The sequence below is a fragment of the Burkholderia cepacia ATCC 25416 genome (genome assembly GCF_001411495.1).
Classification (GTDB): Bacteria; Pseudomonadota; Gammaproteobacteria; order Burkholderiales; family Burkholderiaceae; genus Burkholderia; species Burkholderia cepacia.
Genome location: NZ_CP012982.1, coordinates 129510 through 146066 on the forward strand (window position 1 = coordinate 129510; position 16557 = coordinate 146066).

The 16557-nt window shown below is 66.6% G+C and carries 15 protein-coding genes; 6 read left to right on the plus strand and 9 right to left on the minus strand.

Features of this window, described 5'->3' with window-relative positions; genetic code table 11:
* The first annotated feature begins 19 nt into the window (after nt 1-19).
* Nucleotides 20-2221, plus strand: coding sequence for a glycoside hydrolase family 3 C-terminal domain-containing protein (locus APZ15_RS18030; protein ID WP_027791396.1), 2202 nt, complete (start codon nt 20-22; stop codon nt 2219-2221).
* Nucleotides 2222-2297: 76 nt separating this feature from the next.
* Here APZ15_RS18030 and APZ15_RS41785 read toward each other — a convergent pair whose 3' ends face one another.
* On the minus strand, nt 2298-2471 hold the full coding sequence (locus APZ15_RS41785) for a hypothetical protein (protein ID WP_167562613.1): 174 nt from the start codon (nt 2469-2471) through the stop codon (nt 2298-2300).
* Nucleotides 2468-3046: a DUF4865 family protein gene (locus APZ15_RS18035; RefSeq protein WP_027791395.1), complete on the minus strand. Its 579-nt coding sequence runs from the start codon at nt 3044-3046 to the stop codon at nt 2468-2470. Before APZ15_RS18035 ends, APZ15_RS41785 begins: the two co-directional genes overlap by 4 nt.
* A 125-nt stretch (nt 3047-3171) precedes the next feature.
* On the opposite strand from APZ15_RS18035, the gene APZ15_RS18040 reads away from it, so the two are divergent.
* The 3 genes from APZ15_RS18040 to APZ15_RS18050 all read left to right on the plus strand — a co-directional run bounded on the left by APZ15_RS18040 (nt 3172) and on the right by APZ15_RS18050 (nt 5591).
* A complete protein-coding gene (locus APZ15_RS18040) occupies nt 3172-4029 on the plus strand; it encodes a LysR family transcriptional regulator (protein ID WP_027791394.1) in 858 nt (285 codons plus the stop codon).
* A gap of 75 nt (nt 4030-4104) precedes the next feature.
* The gene (locus APZ15_RS18045) at nt 4105-4755 is read left to right on the plus strand and encodes a DUF2625 domain-containing protein (RefSeq protein WP_027791393.1); all 651 of its coding nucleotides are present in this window, start codon (nt 4105-4107) and stop codon (nt 4753-4755) included.
* A gap of 248 nt (nt 4756-5003) precedes the next feature.
* Nucleotides 5004-5591 carry an IMPACT family protein gene (locus APZ15_RS18050; protein ID WP_027791392.1) on the plus strand — a complete coding sequence of 196 codons (588 nt, stop codon included), beginning with the start codon at nt 5004-5006 and terminating at the stop codon, nt 5589-5591.
* Between the two features lie 66 nt (nt 5592-5657).
* Here APZ15_RS18050 and ppk2 read toward each other — a convergent pair whose 3' ends face one another.
* The 7 genes from ppk2 to APZ15_RS41000 all read right to left on the minus strand — a co-directional run bounded on the left by ppk2 (nt 5658) and on the right by APZ15_RS41000 (nt 13281).
* Nucleotides 5658-6608 carry a polyphosphate kinase 2 gene (gene ppk2, locus APZ15_RS18055; RefSeq protein WP_027791391.1) on the minus strand — a complete coding sequence of 317 codons (951 nt, stop codon included), beginning with the start codon at nt 6606-6608 and terminating at the stop codon, nt 5658-5660.
* A gap of 88 nt (nt 6609-6696) precedes the next feature.
* Complete coding sequence (locus APZ15_RS18060) at nt 6697-8115, minus strand: OmpW/AlkL family protein (protein ID WP_027791390.1); 1419 nt, start codon at nt 8113-8115, stop codon at nt 6697-6699.
* A 4-nt stretch (nt 8116-8119) separates the two neighbouring features.
* A complete protein-coding gene (locus tag APZ15_RS18065; protein WP_027791389.1) occupies nt 8120-9415 on the minus strand; it encodes an HlyD family secretion protein in 1296 nt (431 codons plus the stop codon).
* A gap of 12 nt (nt 9416-9427) precedes the next feature.
* Entirely contained in the window at nt 9428-10432 is a 1005-nt protein-coding gene (locus APZ15_RS18070; protein ID WP_027791388.1) for a lysophospholipid acyltransferase family protein, read from the minus strand.
* Complete coding sequence (locus APZ15_RS18075; RefSeq protein ID WP_027791387.1) at nt 10429-12549, minus strand: peptidase domain-containing ABC transporter; 2121 nt, start codon at nt 12547-12549, stop codon at nt 10429-10431. The genes APZ15_RS18070 and APZ15_RS18075 overlap by 4 nt, the downstream gene beginning before the upstream one ends.
* 144 nt (nt 12550-12693) lie before the next feature.
* The gene (locus APZ15_RS18080) at nt 12694-12879 is read right to left on the minus strand and encodes a hypothetical protein (RefSeq protein ID WP_027791386.1); all 186 of its coding nucleotides are present in this window, start codon (nt 12877-12879) and stop codon (nt 12694-12696) included.
* A 225-nt stretch (nt 12880-13104) separates the two neighbouring features.
* Entirely contained in the window at nt 13105-13281 is a 177-nt protein-coding gene (locus APZ15_RS41000) for a hypothetical protein (protein ID WP_006479216.1), read from the minus strand.
* A 278-nt stretch (nt 13282-13559) separates the two neighbouring features.
* Here APZ15_RS41000 and APZ15_RS18085 point away from each other — a divergent pair, with 278 nt between their 5' ends.
* Nucleotides 13560-14975 (plus strand): TolC family protein, encoded by a 1416-nt coding sequence (locus tag APZ15_RS18085; RefSeq protein ID WP_034196146.1) that lies wholly within the window; start codon nt 13560-13562, stop codon nt 14973-14975.
* A gap of 485 nt (nt 14976-15460) precedes the next feature.
* Nucleotides 15461-16498 carry an aliphatic amidase gene (locus APZ15_RS18090; RefSeq protein ID WP_021159493.1) on the plus strand — a complete coding sequence of 346 codons (1038 nt, stop codon included), beginning with the start codon at nt 15461-15463 and terminating at the stop codon, nt 16496-16498.
* Nucleotides 16499-16557: the final 59 nt, after the last annotated feature.

Below are 16557 nucleotides of genomic sequence, written 5' to 3' on the forward strand. Positions count from 1 at the left end.
ATACGATCAGGAGAGCAACATGCGGGACACACTCTGGCCGGCCGTCGTGCTGGCAGCGACCCTCTGCACCACCGCCTACGCAGGCGACGCCGACTTCAACGCACAAGGCGATGCGACCGATGCGTTCGCGTCGGCCGCCGCGCAACGGCGCGCCGACCTGCTCGTGCGCAAGATGACACTCGACGAGAAACTCCAGTTCATCCATTCGCAATACGAAATGTCCAAGGTACCGGGCGGCGGCGCCGGCTATATCCAGGGCGTGCCGCGGCTCGGCATTCCCGATCTCAACATGGTCGACTCGGCGACCGGCTCCGGCAGCACGTCGCAGGCCAGCACGACGTTCCCCGCGACGATCGCCGTCGCCGCGAGCTGGGATCGCCGGCTGTCGTACGACTACGGCAAGCAGGTCGCGATCCAGTTGCGCGCGCAAGGATTCGGCATGGGCCTCGGCGGCGGCACCAATCTCGCACGCGAGCCGCGCGGTGGCCGGCTGTTCGAGTATCTCGGCGAAGATCCCTTGCTCGCGGGCGACCTGCTCGCCGAACGCACGCTCGCCACGCAGCGGCAAAAGGTCATCGCCACGATCAAGCACTACGCGGGCAACGAGCAGGAGCACGGCCGGATGGGCGGCAACACGCAGATCGACGAACGCACGCTGCGCGAGCTTTACCTGCTGCCGTTCGAGATCGCCGCGAAGCGCGGTCGCCCCGGCAGCGTGATGTGCAGCTACAACCGGCTGAACGGCGCATACGCGTGCGAAAACCCTCACCTGCTGAACGACGTGCTGAAGAACGAATGGGGCTTCCAGGGCCAGGTGCAGTCCGACTGGGGCGCCACGCACAGCACGGCCGCCGCGATCAACGCCGGGCTCGACGAGGAAGAAGACGTCGGGCCGAGCGTGTACCTGACGCCGACGGCCGTCAAGCAGGCGATCGCGAACGGCTCGGTGTCGACCGCACGACTCGACGACATGGTGCGGCGCAAGCTCGCCGTGATGATCCGCGTCGGCGTGATGGACGATCCGGCCACGGGCGGCGGCACGATCGATTTCGCGGCCGCGAACCGGTTCGCGCAGGCCGCGTCCGAGCAGTCGATCGTGCTGCTGAAGAACGACGGCAATCAGTTGCCGCTGGCGGCATCGGCGCTGTCGCGCATTGCCGTGATCGGCGGCCATGCGGACGCGGCCGTGCTGTCCGGCGGCGGCTCGGGCAACACGCGCGACCCGGTGTCGGGGTCGTTCGCGGGTTGCGGCGGCCTGACGTTCGGCGCGTCGACCGGGTGCAGCTGGTGGCGCAATCCGTGGCTGAAGGTCGACGTGCCGATCGTCGCGGCCATCCGCGCGCTTGCGCCGGCCGCGCAGGTCACGTATGCGGGCAACAGCGACCAGCAGTCGCCGTTCCGTGCGTATACGCAGCAGGAAATCGACCAGGCCGCGGCGCTCGCGGGCCGCTCGGACGTCGCGATCGTCGTGGTGGCCCAGCCGGCCGGCGAGGATTTCGGCGACCTGCAGAGCCTGAGCCTCGCGAACCCGTCGAACCAGGACGCGCTCGTCGAAGCCGTCGCGCGCGCGAATCCGCATACGATCGTCGTCGTCCAGAGCGGCAATCCGGTGCTGATGCCGTGGAAGGACAACGTGTCGGCGATCGTCGAGGCGTGGTATCCGGGTGAAGCCGGCGGCAAGGCGATCGCGAACGTACTGTTCGGCGCGGTCAATCCGTCCGGCAAACTGCCCGTCACCTTCCCCGCGCGCGATCAGGATTCGCCGGCCTGGGGGCAAAACGGCACGTTCGACAACGACCCGGTCTACGCGGAAAAGCTGAACATGGGCTATCGCTGGTATGACGCGCGCAACATCAAGCCGATGTTCGAGTTCGGCTACGGGCTGTCGTACACGCGCTTCGCGTATTCGGGGCTGTCGGTGTCGAAGCAGTGGGACGGGTCGCTGAGCGTCGCGTTCACGGTACGCAACGACGGGCGCGTCGCCGGTGCGGAGATCCCGCAGGTCTATCTCGGCGTGCCGTACAAGGACGAACCGCCGAAGCGGCTGGTCGGCTGGGAGAAGATCCGGCTGAACCCGGGCGAGGCGCGGCGTGTCCGCGTGACCGTGTCGCCGCGCATGCAGAGCGTGTGGGATACGTCGCGTAACGGCTGGCGGTTCGTGCCGGGCGGGACCGTGTACGTCGGTGCGTCGTCGCGGGATATCCGGCTGCAGGGGCACTGAGCGGCGCCCACCCAGCGGAAGAGCCGCGCGTGTCGTGCCCGGCTCTTCCGTCTTCCGCCATCCGCACCGGCGATCCTCACCGGAACAGCAGCGCCAGCAGCGTCGCGAGCGCGGCAATCGCGGCGATCCCCGCCGCCATCCCGGCCAGATGCGCGGCGACCACGAGGCCGGCCGGCAATCGCACGGACGCCGGGCCGCTCGCCCCACCCGACGGCCCGGCCCGCGATCGCGACGCGACGCCCGTCGTCATGCTCCGCTCCCTTCCAGCGTATCGAGCAACGGCCTCGCCAGATGCAGCACCTGATACACCGTGCCTGCGCCGCCGCCGTCCGGCTCGTGTTCGGTGACGAGGGCACGCGTCAGCCGCCAGCGTAGCGAGTCCAGACTGACCGCGGCCGCCACCACACCCTGCCGCGCCGCCACTTCGCGATTGCGCGTCACCTCCCGCGCCAGCGTCGCCTCGAGGTCGGCATCCGCCGGAATATCGACGGCTTCCAGACGAACGAAGCGCCCCGTCGACGCACTGCCCTTGCGCGCATCGAGCGCGACCTGCACGTCGATCGGCGCGCGGCCGAAGCTGTCCGTCACGACCCGGTAGCGGCCGCCCGTGACGAACCCGGCGAACGCCTGCTCGTTACGCCACAGATAGAACGACGCATAGCCGTTTTCCGTCGCACCGTAGCGCCCCGCCTCGCGCAGCAGGAACCCCTTGAACACCAGGTCCGGCGTGTCGTCCCAGAGCCTGCCGCGCTCGCGCACGCGATGGCGGATGATGTCGAGGTCGTAATCCGCCGGCAGGCGGTGCACGTAGTACGCGGTCAGCATGATCGACTCCCGAAGGGAAACGGAGATTCCGAATGGCTCGAGAACAGCGTAGAAGACCTTGAATCATTTGAAAATACGATGGCAGAATATTTCAATGATTCGATTTCTCAATGGATGAGAGTGCGATGAAAACGCTCGACATCGAAGCCGTGCAGGCGTTCGTGCTGACCGCCGACCTCAAGAGCTTCACGCGGGCCGCCGAGGCGATGGACACGACGCAGTCCGCGGTGAGCCTGAAGATCAAGCGGCTCGAAAGCGGCCTCGGCCGCCGCCTGCTGGAACGCACACCGCGGCAGGTTCGCCTGTCGGCCGACGGCACCGCATTCCTGGAACCGGCGCGCGAACTGGTGGCCGCCCACCACGGTGCGATCGGCGCGTTCGGCACCGGCCGGCGGCGCCTGGTGATCGGCGTCAGCCACCATGTCGTCGGCGCCGATCTCCCGATGCTGCTGCGGCGCATGAGCGAAGCGGAGCCGACGCTCGTGCTGGAGATCCGCGTCGCCGCGTCGCGCGACGTGCTCGATGCATTCGACCGCGGTCAGCTCGACGCGGCCGTCGCGCTGCAGCACGACAGCCGGCGGCTCGACGGAGAAACCATCCTGTCGGAGTCGTTCGGCTGGATGGCCGCGGCGGATTTCGAGTACCATCCGCCGCAACCGCTGCGGCTGGCCACGCAAGCCGAACCCTGCAGCGTGCGCCGCATGGCGATCGGCGCACTCGACCAGGCCGGTGTCGGCTGGACGGAGGTGTTCGTCGGCGGCGGCGTCGCGACGATCGGCGCGGCGGTGTCCGCGGGGCTGGCCGTCGCGGCGCTCGGGCATCGCGTGGCGCCCGCCGGCACGGTCGACGTCGGTGCGCGCTACGGGCTGCCGCCGTTGCCGACGCGCGACGTGGTGCTCCACTCGAGCCTGACCGATGCGCGAGCCCGGCAGGCGCTGCGCACGCTGGGCGCGGCACTGCGCGCGTCGGTCGGGGCGCGTTGATGCCGCACCAGCCGGTGCAGGCCGTATCGTCCCGGCTCGGCCCATGCCGAACCGAACCACCCGGAGAGAAGACACATGCGTCCGCTGGACGAACTGGTCAACGAGCGTGAATCCGCCCTGCCGTCATTGATCGAGTGGTCGGCGGCAGCGCCTGATCGTTGCGAGATATTGCCGCCATCGGGCCGGAATGGCGAAATCCTGTCCACCCTTCAGGTCACCACGCGATCGCTCCTGGGGGCCATCGCCTATTCGACCGGCGGCCTGCTCGTGGACGGCGGCTACCTTCGTCTGCTCGGCTCGGGCCATCCCGCGTTGCCTCGGGACATCGTCGGCTGGAATCAGGGACGATCCTCGGGCTTTCTGTTGGTCGCGGATGACGCCGTCGGCGGATTCTTCGCCTTGAACGGCGGCGCACTCGGGGAGGACACGGGTTCCGTGTACTACTTTGCACCCGACACGCTGGAATGGGAGCCCCTCGGGATCGGGTACGGCGACTTCGTGCGATGGTCGCTCGGCGACACGCTGAGCGACTTCTACGCGAGCATGCGCTGGCCCGGCTGGCAGGCCGATGTCCAGCGCCTGACGACGGATCAATGCTTCAGCTTCCATCCATTCCTGTGGACGAAAGAAGGATCGGTCGAACGCAGCAGCCGTCAGGCGGTCGACGTTGCCGAGCTGTATGCGCTCCAGATCGGCGCCGGAGCCACGACGTCAAGGCAACCGTGATCCGGTGTGCCTGCCTTCGAATCCGAAACGCCGAGTCCCGCGGCAGAGCCGGTGCGCTCGTCCGCGCCTGACCATTCGCATCGGCGTCGCGTTTTGACGGCTTCGAAAGGCATCGATGCGCGCCACGGTAAAATTCGTGTTTCATCCCGCCCGCTCGTGCCGCCGCCCGATGCCTGCGCGGGTCGATATCAAACGCATCGTCAGGCCGTCATCACCTTGATTTCCCTACACCTTTCATCTCGCGACGCATGAGTTACTCGCTCGCCACCACCTGCATCCGCGAACTCGAGATCCGCAAGAGCCGCTTCATCGGGTTCGCGATCCCCGTCGACGATCGCGACGCCGCGATGCACGCGCTGCAGCGCCTGCACGACGAGCATCCTGCGGCCACCCACGTATGCTGGGCGTTGCTGGCGGGTGGGCAGTCGGGCATGTCGGATGACGGCGAGCCGTCGGGCACCGCGGGCCGGCCGATCCTCGAAGTGCTGCGCCATCACGATCTCGACGGCGTGCTCGGCGCGGTCGTGCGCTATTACGGCGGCGTGAAGCTCGGCGCGGGCGGGCTGGTGCGGGCCTATACGGATGCGATCGCATCGGCGCTGCTCGACGCCGAGCGCGTCGAACGTGTCCGCTACACGCGGCTCGCGATCGAGATCGGCTACCCGGACGAGGCACGCGTGCGCCGCTGGATCGAACAGGCCGGGTACGCGCTCGTGGACAGCGCATACGGGATGACGGTGAAGCTCTCGATCAAGCTGCCGGAAAACGCCGAAGCCGCGGCAAGAACCGAGTTGTTCGACCTGACGCAAGGGCGCTCGGGATTTCCGGCGACGTGACCCGCGGGGAACGCGTCCGCGTTCCCCGCGTGGCCGGACGAATCCCGTCGCCGGTCAGTCGGTCATTCAGTAGGTATCGGGGACGATCATGTGGTCCGGCACCGGCCGGCGGATGTAGTCCTCGTGATGCTCGCGCGGCGGCAGGTCGATCGGTGCGTGCGGCACCTCGTGATACGGCACCTGCTGCAGCAGATGGTGAATGCAGTTCAGCCGCGCGCGCTTCTTGTCAACCGCCTGCACGACCCACCACGGCGCTTCCGGAATGTGCGTGCGAAGCAGCATCTCTTCCTTCGCGGCCGTGTAGGCCTCCCAGCGGCGGCGGCTCTCGAGATCCATCGGGCTCAGCTTCCATTGCTTGAGCGGATCCTCGATCCGGCTCTGGAATCGCACTTCCTGCTCGTGGTCGGTGATCGAGAACCAGTACTTGACGATCTGGATCCCGCTGCGCACGAGCATCTTCTCGAACTCGGGCACCGAACGGAAAAACTCCTCGTATTCGTCGTCGGTACAGAAGTTCATCACGCGCTCGACACCCGCGCGGTTGTACCAGCTGCGGTCGAACAGCACGATTTCGCCGCCGGCCGGCAGATGCGCGACATAGCGCTGGAAATACCACTGCGTGCGTTCGCGGTTGTTCGGCGCCGGCAGCGCCGCCACGCGGCATACGCGCGGGTTCAGCCGCTGCGTGATGCGCTTGATCGCGCCGCCCTTGCCGGCCGCGTCGCGCCCCTCGAAAATGACGACGAGCCGGTGCCCCGTGCTCACGACCCAGTCCTGCAGCTTCACGAGTTCGCCCTGCAGGCGGAACAGCTCGCGGAAATACTGCTTGCGCGCTTCGCGCCGCTCCTGCGAAAACAGCAGGTCGTCGCTGTCGTCGAAGCGGCGATCGTCGAGCTCCATCTCGAGTTCTTCGTCGTAGGCGTCGACCAGGTCTTCCTCGAAGCGGCGCTGGCGCGCTTCCATCGATTCGAGATCGGTGCGGTTGTCGGTCTCGGTGCGGTTATCGTTGTCGCCCATGGGGCCTCCTTCCATCGTTGACGCAGCCAAACGCCGACATTATCCCAGCGTCGCGCGTCAAATTCATGAAAAAGGGCCGGCGCACCGGTCAGAAGCGGAACGCGAGCAGCACGCTCGCCAGCACGGGGTTCGCGGCGATATCGAACGTGTTCGACGCGAGCTGCCGGTTCGGCTGGTCGATATCCAGCGTAATCTTCGTACGTAACGGGATATAGGTCACCATGCCGGTGATCCAGAACTGGCGCGTGATCTGGTAGCTCGCGCCGACGGTGAACACCGGCTCCCACACGCTCTTCACCTTCGCCGACACGTTGGTCTTGCCCGACAGCAGCAGGTCGCCGCCGGCATCCCAGATCCGCTGGAACAGCGACGGGTCGAGCAGCAGCGACTGCAGGCTGCCGATGTCCGCGCCCGCCGCGAGCAGCCCGCCGAGCGACGCGAGCTTGCGCTGGAACACGGGATTCAGGTTCGTGTTCGTGAAGCGCGTATAGCTGACGCCGATGCCCGCGAACGGGCGGAAACGGTCGTCGCGCTCGCCGAGGTAATACTTGAACACGACGGACCCGAGCCACGCGCGCGTGGTCGCGAGCGGGTTGCTTTGCGTGTTCGCGAGATCGATCAGCGGAAAGCGCCCCTGGGCGCCTGAAAAGATCCGGTCGAGCGGCAGCGCGATGCTGCCGTGCCCGCGCAGCGTCAGCACCGGCGGAATGCCCGCGCCGAGTTCGGCCGCCCAGTTCTCCGAGAAAAAATGCGTCAGCGTGAACGCCAGCGTGTTCGTGTTGCCGAGCGACAGCTGCGACCCCTGGTTCTCGAAGCTGTTCAGCCCGAGTGCGTCCGTGTGCGTCGTCACGGGCGTCGATCGGCCGGTCGTGCCGACGAAGTGCCAGCCGAGGCCGACCATGTTGCGGTCGTCGCCCATCAGCTGCGTCAGCAACGGCGGCGCCTGGGCGGCCGGCAGATCGGGCAGCCGCGACGGATCGACCGGATGCAGTTCGTACGGCATCCGGTCGGCATGGACGACGCCCGGCGCCGGCATGTCGCCCGCCGCCGCGTCGCGCGGCGCGGCCGGATCGCAGCCGCCAACGACGCCACCGGCGCCGCCGTCGTCGAAGCCGATGCCGTCGGCGCCGTCGTCGGGCGCTGCCGCGCATGCGCGCCCCGCCCCGCCGGTTCGCTGGCCGAGCGTGATCTTGCGCGCCGTCAACGGGACGGCGTCGGGTTGCGGCCCGTCGGTCTCTTCTCCGTGCCTGCCGTGCCTGCCGCGCCCGCCGCGCGCCGGCCCCGCGTCGGTCGTCCATGCGCTCGCATCGAACCCGTCCGCGTCGCCGCCCGGCCAGAAGCCGATCCCGTCGGCGCCGGCCTGCCAGCGTGGTTCGGCGTCCGCGTCCGGCGGCGGCGCGCCATGCGCGGCGGCCGCGCACGCGAACAGCGTCGCGCCGAGCCAGCGCGACAGCGGACGCACGGCGCCCGGCCGCGCACGGCGGCGGTACGTGTCCCGGCTCGCCATCGGCTCAGGCCGGCACGCCGAATAGGCGTTGACGGATGCGGTACAACGGCTCGAACAGCCATTCGAGCAGGCTGCGCCGCTCCAGCACGATGTCGGCCTTCAGCATCATCCCGGCCCGCAGCGACAGCGGCCGCCCTTCGAACGCCGGCGTGCGGTCGGCCAGCTCGACCCAGGTCTTGAAGTAGGTCTGCGGCGTGGCGGCATCGCCCGGCAGGTTCAGCTCCTTCGCGGAAAACGCGACGGGCGAGATCGACAGCACCTTGCCGCGATACGTGCCGAACTTCTCGACCGGATAGCTTGCGTACGCAACCTTCACCTCCTGCCCCTTCTTCACGAAGCCGGCCTTCGACGACGGAATGTAGACCTCGGCGATCAGCCCGTCCGCCTTCGCGGGCAGGATCTCGACGACGCGCGTACCCGGCGGGTCGATCACACCGCCCTGCACGACGTCGAGCCGCACGATCTGCCCGTCGGCCGGCGCGTACAGCACCTGGTTCACGTTCTCGTCGATGTTGTATTCCTTCGCGTTCAGCTCCTCCTGCTTGATCTTCAGTTCCGCGTTCGCACCGTCGTACTTGCTCTGCATCGTGTCGAGGTCGCCGCGCAGCTTCATCGCATTCTTCGCGAGCTCGGCGCGGCGCAGCAGCAGGTCCTGGTACGCCTGCCCGGCCTGCAGGTACTGCGTGTTGACCTGGTTGTACTGCTCGAGCGTCACGACCTGTTCGTCGAGCAGCTGCTTCACGCGTGCGCGCCGTTCGCCGTACTCGTCGACGATGCGCTTCTGGTCCTGGATCTGCCGGTCGATCAGCCCGCGGCTCTCGCCCTGCGCGGCGATCTGCTGGTTGATCTGCTGTACCGACGACCGGTATTCGAGGCGTGCCGCGTCGATCTGCTGCGTGACCTCGACGCGCTGCCGGTCGAGCGCCGCACGCATCCCCTGCACGTTGTTCGCCTGGCTCACGAAGCTCGTGTCGCGCGTCACCGCCAGCAGCCGCTGGCCGGCCTTCACGTGCTGGTCCTTGCCGACGTAGACGTCGCGCACGGCCCAGCCCGGCGGCGCGCTGACACCGATCAGCCCCGAACGCGGCGTCAGCATCCCCGATACGCTCTCGGTGTTCGCGTAGCTCAGTTCGACGAGCGCGGTCACGAACATCGCGAACATCGCAAGCGACAGGTAGCAGAAGAAGCGCATCGACACCGGCACGTCGACGACGCCGTGGATCACGGTGCCGAAGGTCGTGCCGCGCGCGAGCTTGCGCGACGGCTTCTGTTCTCGGAGGGCGGAATTCCAGGTCGGCATGGGGCAGGCTCGTCAGGAGCGACGCCGCGCGGCCGCATCGAGCAGCGGCGTCGGCATCAGGTAAGGCGTGAAGTGTTCCCAGAAATGCCACTGCTCGGGCTGCCGCACGAGCGCCTGTTCAAGACGGTCGACAATGCGCTGGTGCGTGGCGCGCACCGGCGACGCGTCGTCGTCCGCGCCGAGCATCGGCGCAAGCGGGCTGGCCGCCAGCTCGGTGAAATGCACCGCGCAACGATCGCGGAACGGCACGCCCGTCGCATACGCGACGAGCAGCGGAATCCCCTGCTCGACCGCGAGCTTCACGCCGCCGCCGGCCATCCGCACCCAGCGGCCGCCGAGCCGGCAGCGGTTGGTCTTGCCGAACTTGCCGTGCAGGTCGGAGAACAGCAGGAACACGGGCGCCTCGCGCCGCAGGCTCGTGATCAGCCGCCGCAGGTGCACGCGCTCCTCGATGTCGATGAACTCGACTTCGCCGGCACCGTATTCGGCGACGAGCCGCAGCGCATCGTCGAAGAACGCGCCGGGTGCATCACGGTGCAGGATCACCATCAGCTTGCGGTCGTCGGGGATCATGAAGCGCAGCTTCGTGACGAACAGCATCAGGTTGCCGAAGTGCAGCCCCGCGAGCATCAGCGGGCCGCCGCGCGCGAGTGCCGCCCGCAGTTGCTCGTCGCCTTTGCACGCCATCCCGTCGATCATCGACTTCATCGATTCGAGGCTGTGCGTGCGCAGCTTGAGCCCCGCGAATTCCGCTTCGAACAGTTCGCGCACGATCGCCGCCGACACGTCCCGCACGCGTCGCGGATCGTCGTTCAGGTGCGCGCTCAGCATGTATGCGACCGCGCGCTCGATCGACTCGCGAATGCACGGAAAGCAGCGCAGGCAGGCGCCCGAGCACCAGCGCATCAGCCGCAGCCCGCGCGCCGGCGACGTGCGCAGCGCGACGGCCCGCACCACGCGCCGCACCAGGAACGCATACGAGAAAGGATTGAGCAGGAAGAGTCGCCCGAGCATCACCGTGCCTCCTCGGCCGCGCGCCACGCATCGGTCGCGTCGGTCAATACGCCGTCGTGCATCTGGTAGATCCGGTCGACCATCGACAGGATCGACGCGTCGTGCGTGACGAGCACGATCGTGCACGGCAGCGTCAGCACGTTGCGGCAGATCTCGTGGGTCGTCGCCTGATCGAGGTTCGACGAGAATTCGTCGAGGATCAGCAGGCGCGGCTCGCAATACAGCGCCCGTGCGATCAGGAGCCGCTGCATCTGCCCGGCCGACAGGAATTTCTGCGTATCGCCGAGCGGCGTGTCGTAGCGATGGTCGAGCCGCTCGATCTCGTCGTGGATGCATGCGAGCTTCGCCGCGTCGAACATCGCGCCGATCCGCGGCGCGGGCGCGAAGTTCGTGATGTTGTCGCGGATCGTGCCGCGAAACAGCTGGTCGGATTGCGTGACGGCCGCGAGATGCTTGCGGTACTGCCGCAGGTTCACTTCCGCGAGATCGACGCCGCCGACGAACAGCGTGCCGGGCTCCGGCCGCACGAGCCCGCAGATCAGGTTCAGCAGCGTCGTCTTGCCGCTGCCGGTGCGGCCGACGATCGCGATCTTGCTGCCGGCCGGCACGTCGAGCGCGATATCGCGCAGGATCGGGCGGTTGCCGCCCTTCGGCGTGTACGACAGCGCGCGGATGGAGAGCGTGCCGTCGAAACCGTCGACGGGCCGCACGACCGCGTCCGGCGCGGGTTCCTCGGTCTCGGTCTGCAACACGTCGGCGACGCGGTCCATGTGCACCTGCAACACCTTGCGGCGCACGTAGAGCTGGATCGAATCGATGAACTTGTCCGCGAACAGGTTCTTGTACTGGATGAACGCGTAGATCACGCCGATCGTGCTCTGCCCGTGCATGACGAGCCACGCGCCGTATGTGACGATCACGAGCTGCTCGACGTGCACGATCCCCTTCGACACCGCATCGAACAGCAGTTGCAGCCGCTCCTGCTGGCGCATCGCCTGCAGCTTCTGCGTGAACGCGTTGACCCACAGGCTGCTGCGCGCGGTTTCGGCCGACAGCAGCTTGATCGAGTGCGCGGAGCGGATGTTCTCGATCAGCAGTGCGTCGGCTTCCGCGCCGCGCGTGAGGATCTGCGACATCGCGTCCTGCAGCTGCGGCTGGATCGCGAGCCGGCTGAGCGCGAACAGCACCATCCCGGCCAGGCTGATGCCGGCCAGCACCGGGCTGTAGTACAGCATCAGCACGAGCGTCAGCGTGCAGGTGACGATATTCAGCAGCCCGCCGACCAGCCCGTCGACGAGAAACCGCCCGACCTCCGACACCGACGACACGCGCGAGATCGAATCGCCGGTGTTGTGGAACAGGAAATAGCCGATCGGCAGCCGCGCGAGATGCCCGACCATGTTCGCCGACAACTGCTGCGACACGATGTTGCGCAGGTAGCTCTTGATGTTGCCGACGAGGTTCGCGTAGAGCGTGTCGAACAGGAACACGATCGCGAACAGGATCGTCAGCAGGTACAGGATGTCGACGTCGGTCTTCTTCAGCGCCTCGTCGATCGTCAGTTGCACGTACGACGGGCCGAGCAGCAGCAGGAGCTGCGCGGCGACGCCGCCCGCGATGCCGATCGCGAGGCTCTTGCGGATGCCGGTCAGCCCTTCGAGGTAGTCGCGCAGCCGGATCCGGTCGGCCCGCCCCGCCCGCGTGAAGCCGATATCGGGATTCAGTTCGAGCGCGTAGCCCGTGATGTGCGTGAGCGCCTGCGCGAGCGGCAGCTTCGTTTCGCCGAGCGCGGGATCGACGATGTGCACGCTGCCGTAGCCGACCTTCGTCAACACGACATAGTGGTTCATCCCCCAGTGCAGGATGCACGGCGTCTTGAGCGCGTCGAGTTCGCCCGCGTCGAACTGCAGCCCGCGTGCGCGCAGGCCGAGATCGTTCGAGATCTCCATCAGGTCGAAGAACGACAGCCCGGAATCGATCCGGACCGGATAGCGGTTGCGCAGCGTGCGCAACGTCGTTTCGCGCCCGTGCCACGACGCGATCATCGCGAGGCAGGCCAGGCCGCACTCCGTCACCTCGTCCTGCAGGACCGGACGGACTTTACGCGTATTGAAGAGCATGGTCGGGCACCCGAGGCGCGACGACACGCCGCCCGGGCCTGCCGATGCGGGCCCGTGGCGGGTCGTGCGCGATACGCAAGGGCACAGCCGGCACGCTGCCGGCTGCGACGGAAGACCGGTGTTACCGGCCGCCTGGCGGGCCGCTCAGCGCGAAGAGCCGAGCGACATCCGGAACTGTTCGACGGCGCGGGTCTGGTACTGGGTCATCAGGCCCTGCAGCGTGGTCCCGATCGACTGGTTGACGAGATCGACCGTATAGGCGGCCGAATTGGAGTAAAGCGACGCGCCGCCGCGAATCTGGCGGGCCTGTTCTTCCGTGATGTCTCGCATTTGTTGTGGCCTTTATATTGTCGGAATGCCCGCCACCGTCAGCCAATTGCAATCTCAATGGCTGATAACTTTATTACGGGGATAATCCGGCACTCCCGCCTCCTGATAATCGCCCGAACCGGAAATAATGCATTCCGGATTCGCTTTATTGCCACTTCGGCGATCGATTCTTTTCCTTCTGTTTCGCAGCATTTCGCGCGGGGGGCGCCTCCCCGCGCACGGCGGTTACTTGCCGGTGTTATTGAACGTCTTCGGGTTCTGCAGGTAATTGCCGAGGCTCGGCAGGAACTGGCCGAGCGCGGTCACCACCGGCGCGGCGTCAACGGCGAGGCTACCCAGCGAGCTGATCGCACCGCCGCCATGCACATTCCTGACCTGTTCCGTCGTCATGACCTTCATCATTCTCTCCTCGTAAAAAATAAAGATGATGCAAAGAACCTTCATTGAAAGACAAACGGCTTTTAATCCCTAGCGACTTGTTAATCTAATAATCACTGCGATTACGAGCCGAAATCAGGCTATCATGCGGGCGCATCGGAATTCAATGGAGGACACACTCTTACAGGCGCGTTTTCCGGTGCGCCACGGACGGCAGGCATTCATTCTGTTTGAATTTCAATTTCAATACGTTTAAATCCCGCCGCAATGCATTGCGGCACGGGCAGGAGACGGAGACGGCCATGTTTGAAACGAGGCGCGCGAATTACGGATCGGCGACGCGGAATTCGGGTAATTCCCTATCAAGTTTTACGACTAGGTGGAATCCCCGACTTGCAACCTTGACATTGTTCGCTGTAACGATAGCCGGCCTGTCGGCGAACGCGCGCGCGTTCTGCCTCGACACCGCCTACCAGAACGCGGTCGTGCACGATCCGCGCTACCTGCAGGCGCGCAGCGAATACGATGCGGCCCGCCAGAAATTCCCCGAAGCACGCGCGCAGATGTTGCCGCAGGCCGCCGCGCAACTCGAATGGGGACGCTACGGTACGCACGCGAACCTGTTCGGCATCGACGTCAGCGGCTCGAGCAATGCCGCATACGGTTCCGCGCAGGTCACGCAGGCGCTGTTCAACGTGCCCTACCTGTACGACATGCGGCGCGCGACCGAGTACGAGGAATCGGCGAAACAGAAACTCGAGGTCGCGAAGCAGGACCTGATCCTGCGCGTCGCGAACGCGTGCTTCGACCTGCTGAGCGCGCGCGAGAAACTGCAGTCGGCCGACGACGAAGTGAACGCGCTCACTCGGCTCGAAAGCGATACGCGACGCATGGCACAGCTCGGCATGAAGACGATCGGCGACACGGCCGAAATCGAGGCGCGCCGCAGTCTTGCGCAATCCGACGAAGCCCTCGCGCAAACCGACGTGGACGCGCGCCGCGCGCGCTACGAGACGCTGCTCGGTTCGACGATCGATTTCTCGCGCTGGCCGCGGCTCGCGATGCGCGGCTCGTCGCCGCGCATTCCGTCGGGCGAATACGCGCCGCAGGACAACCCCGCGTACCGGCAGGCGTACCGCGACGTCCAGGTCGCGCGGCTCGCCGCGAAGCGCGTCAGCGCCGAGCACTTGCCGACCGTCGACCTGTTCGCGTCGTATTCGCGCGGGCTCAACCCGAACCTGCGCGGGCTCACCGATCGCTCCGACTTCCATCAGAGCGCGGTCGGCGTGCAGGTGACGATCCCGATCTTCTCGGGCGGCAGCGTGTACTACCGGCAGGTGGAAGCCGAGCACGTGACCGAGCAGTACCGCAACCGGCTGCGCGAAGTCGAGGAGCAACTGGGCACCGATCATCGCGAGGCGCTGTCCGCGCTCGAATCGGTCGGCAAGCGTATCCGCGCGCTGCAGCAGTCGCTGCAGGCCGCGCGCCTCGCGTACGATTCGTCGATGAAGGCGCATCAGGTCGGTTACAGCACGACGTACGAAACGCTGAACCTGCGGCGCGACATCTCGGGCATCCGGCAGAAGCTGTTCGACAGCTATCTCGACGCGCTGAAGCTGCAGCTGAAGCTGAAAAGCGTGCTCGGCACGCTCGACGAGCAGTCGTTGATCGCGGTGGACAGCTTTCTCGAAAGCAATGCGGTGAGCGAGCGTGGTTAAGCGTAGTTGAGCGTGGGTTGGCGCGCATCGGCATCGCGCCAAAAGGTTGTACACGCAACCTTGATGACCGATGCCGACGCGCCGGCCGGTCGATCCATCGAAGCCGGCGCGGCACGACAACGCGCCGTCGTTCACGCAAGCGTGCGTCCGACCCCGCTCGATCGCGCGGCGCAATACACGATCCCGGGCGCACGCCGCGCCCTCACCGCGTGCAGGGGTATACGCGATGTTGCGTCCAAAAAAAACTTTGCCTAGAGTGCATCCCATCGATCCGGCGGACAAAGACGTCCCACGATCGTGCGCAGCGCGCGCCCGCTAGCCCGCGCTTCGCCGGCCCCGTTTCGGGCCGCCCATCCGCATTCCCGTTATCCGACAGCGTTGTCGGATGAACGGACCGGCAAAGAAGCCCTTGCCTCGCTCGTCGAGGCAAGGGCTTTTTTTTGTCTTTCGAAAACGCACGTCTTCACCCGAACCAGGAGCACACCATGCGTCATGGCGATATTTCCAGCAGCAACGACGCCGTCGGCGTCGCCGTCGTCCAGTACAAGATGCCGCGCCTGCACACGCGCGCCGACGTGATCGCGAACGCCCGCGAAATCGCGGAGCGCGTGGTCGGCATCAAGCGCGGCCTGCCCGGCATGGACCTCATCGTGTTTCCCGAGTATTCGACGCACGGGATCATGTACGACGCGAAGGAGATGTATGACACCGCATCGACGATCCCCGGCGAGGAAACCGACATCTTCGCGGCCGCGTGCCGCAAGGCGAACGTGTGGGGCGTGTTCTCGCTGACCGGCGAGCGCCACGAGGAACACCCGGACAAGGCGCCGTACAACACGCTCGTGCTGATCAACAACCAGGGCGAGATCGTGCAGAAGTACCGCAAGATCATGCCGTGGGTGCCGGTCGAAGGCTGGTATCCGGGCGACTGCACGTACGTCGCCGAAGGGCCGAAGGGGCTGAAGATCAGCCTGATCATCTGCGACGACGGCAACTACCCGGAGATCTGGCGCGACTGCGTGATGCGCGGCGCCGAGCTCGTCGTGCGCTGCCAGGGCTACATGTACCCGGCGAAAGACCAGCAGGTGCTCGTGTCGAAAGCGATGGCGTTCATGAACAACTGCTACGTGGCAGTCGCGAATGCGTCCGGATTCGACGGCGTGTACTCGTATTTCGGCCACTCGGCGATCGTCGGCTTCGACGGCCGCACGCTCGGCGAATGCGGCGAGGAAGAGAACGGCGTGCAGTACGCGGAGCTGTCGGTGAGCCTGATCCGCGACGCGCGCCGCAACATGCAGTCGCAGAACCACTTGTACAAGCTGCTGCACCGCGGCTACACGGGCAAGATCGGTTCCGGCGAATCGCCGAACGGCGTCGCGCAATGCCCGTTCGAGTTCTATGCGAACTGGGTGAACGACCCGGACGGCACGCGCCAGGCCGTCGAACGCCTGACACGCGCGACACCCGGCACGCCCGAATGCCCGATCGAAGGCATTCCGTCCGAAGCGCCCGCGCATCGCTGAACCCGCGCCCCGCCCGGCCGTTCGCGCTGCCTGCGCAAACGGCGCCGTCTCACTCTGGA

Excerpts from the sequence above, each read along its gene's own strand:
- APZ15_RS18080 (WP_027791386.1), bottom strand. The coding sequence starts at position 12,879 with ATGCGAGACATCACGGAAGAACAGGCCCGCCAGATTCGCGGCGGCGCG.
- APZ15_RS18045 (WP_027791393.1), top strand. The coding sequence starts at position 4,105 with ATGCGTCCGCTGGACGAACTGGTCAACGAGCGTGAATCCGCCCTGCCG.
- APZ15_RS18085 (WP_034196146.1), top strand. The coding sequence starts at position 13,560 with ATGTTTGAAACGAGGCGCGCGAATTACGGATCGGCGACGCGGAATTCG.
- ppk2 (WP_027791391.1), bottom strand. The coding sequence starts at position 6,608 with ATGGGCGACAACGATAACCGCACCGAGACCGACAACCGCACCGATCTC.
- APZ15_RS18065 (WP_027791389.1), bottom strand. The coding sequence starts at position 9,415 with ATGCCGACCTGGAATTCCGCCCTCCGAGAACAGAAGCCGTCGCGCAAG.
- APZ15_RS41000 (WP_006479216.1), bottom strand. The coding sequence starts at position 13,281 with ATGATGAAGGTCATGACGACGGAACAGGTCAGGAATGTGCATGGCGGC.
- APZ15_RS18075 (WP_027791387.1), bottom strand. The coding sequence starts at position 12,549 with ATGCTCTTCAATACGCGTAAAGTCCGTCCGGTCCTGCAGGACGAGGTG.
- APZ15_RS18060 (WP_027791390.1), bottom strand. The coding sequence starts at position 8,115 with ATGGCGAGCCGGGACACGTACCGCCGCCGTGCGCGGCCGGGCGCCGTG.
- APZ15_RS18050 (WP_027791392.1), top strand. The coding sequence starts at position 5,004 with ATGAGTTACTCGCTCGCCACCACCTGCATCCGCGAACTCGAGATCCGC.
- APZ15_RS41785 (WP_167562613.1), bottom strand. The coding sequence starts at position 2,471 with ATGACGACGGGCGTCGCGTCGCGATCGCGGGCCGGGCCGTCGGGTGGG.
- APZ15_RS18090 (WP_021159493.1), top strand. The coding sequence starts at position 15,461 with ATGCGTCATGGCGATATTTCCAGCAGCAACGACGCCGTCGGCGTCGCC.
- APZ15_RS18040 (WP_027791394.1), top strand. The coding sequence starts at position 3,172 with ATGAAAACGCTCGACATCGAAGCCGTGCAGGCGTTCGTGCTGACCGCC.
- APZ15_RS18030 (WP_027791396.1), top strand. The coding sequence starts at position 20 with ATGCGGGACACACTCTGGCCGGCCGTCGTGCTGGCAGCGACCCTCTGC.
- APZ15_RS18035 (WP_027791395.1), bottom strand. The coding sequence starts at position 3,046 with ATGCTGACCGCGTACTACGTGCACCGCCTGCCGGCGGATTACGACCTC.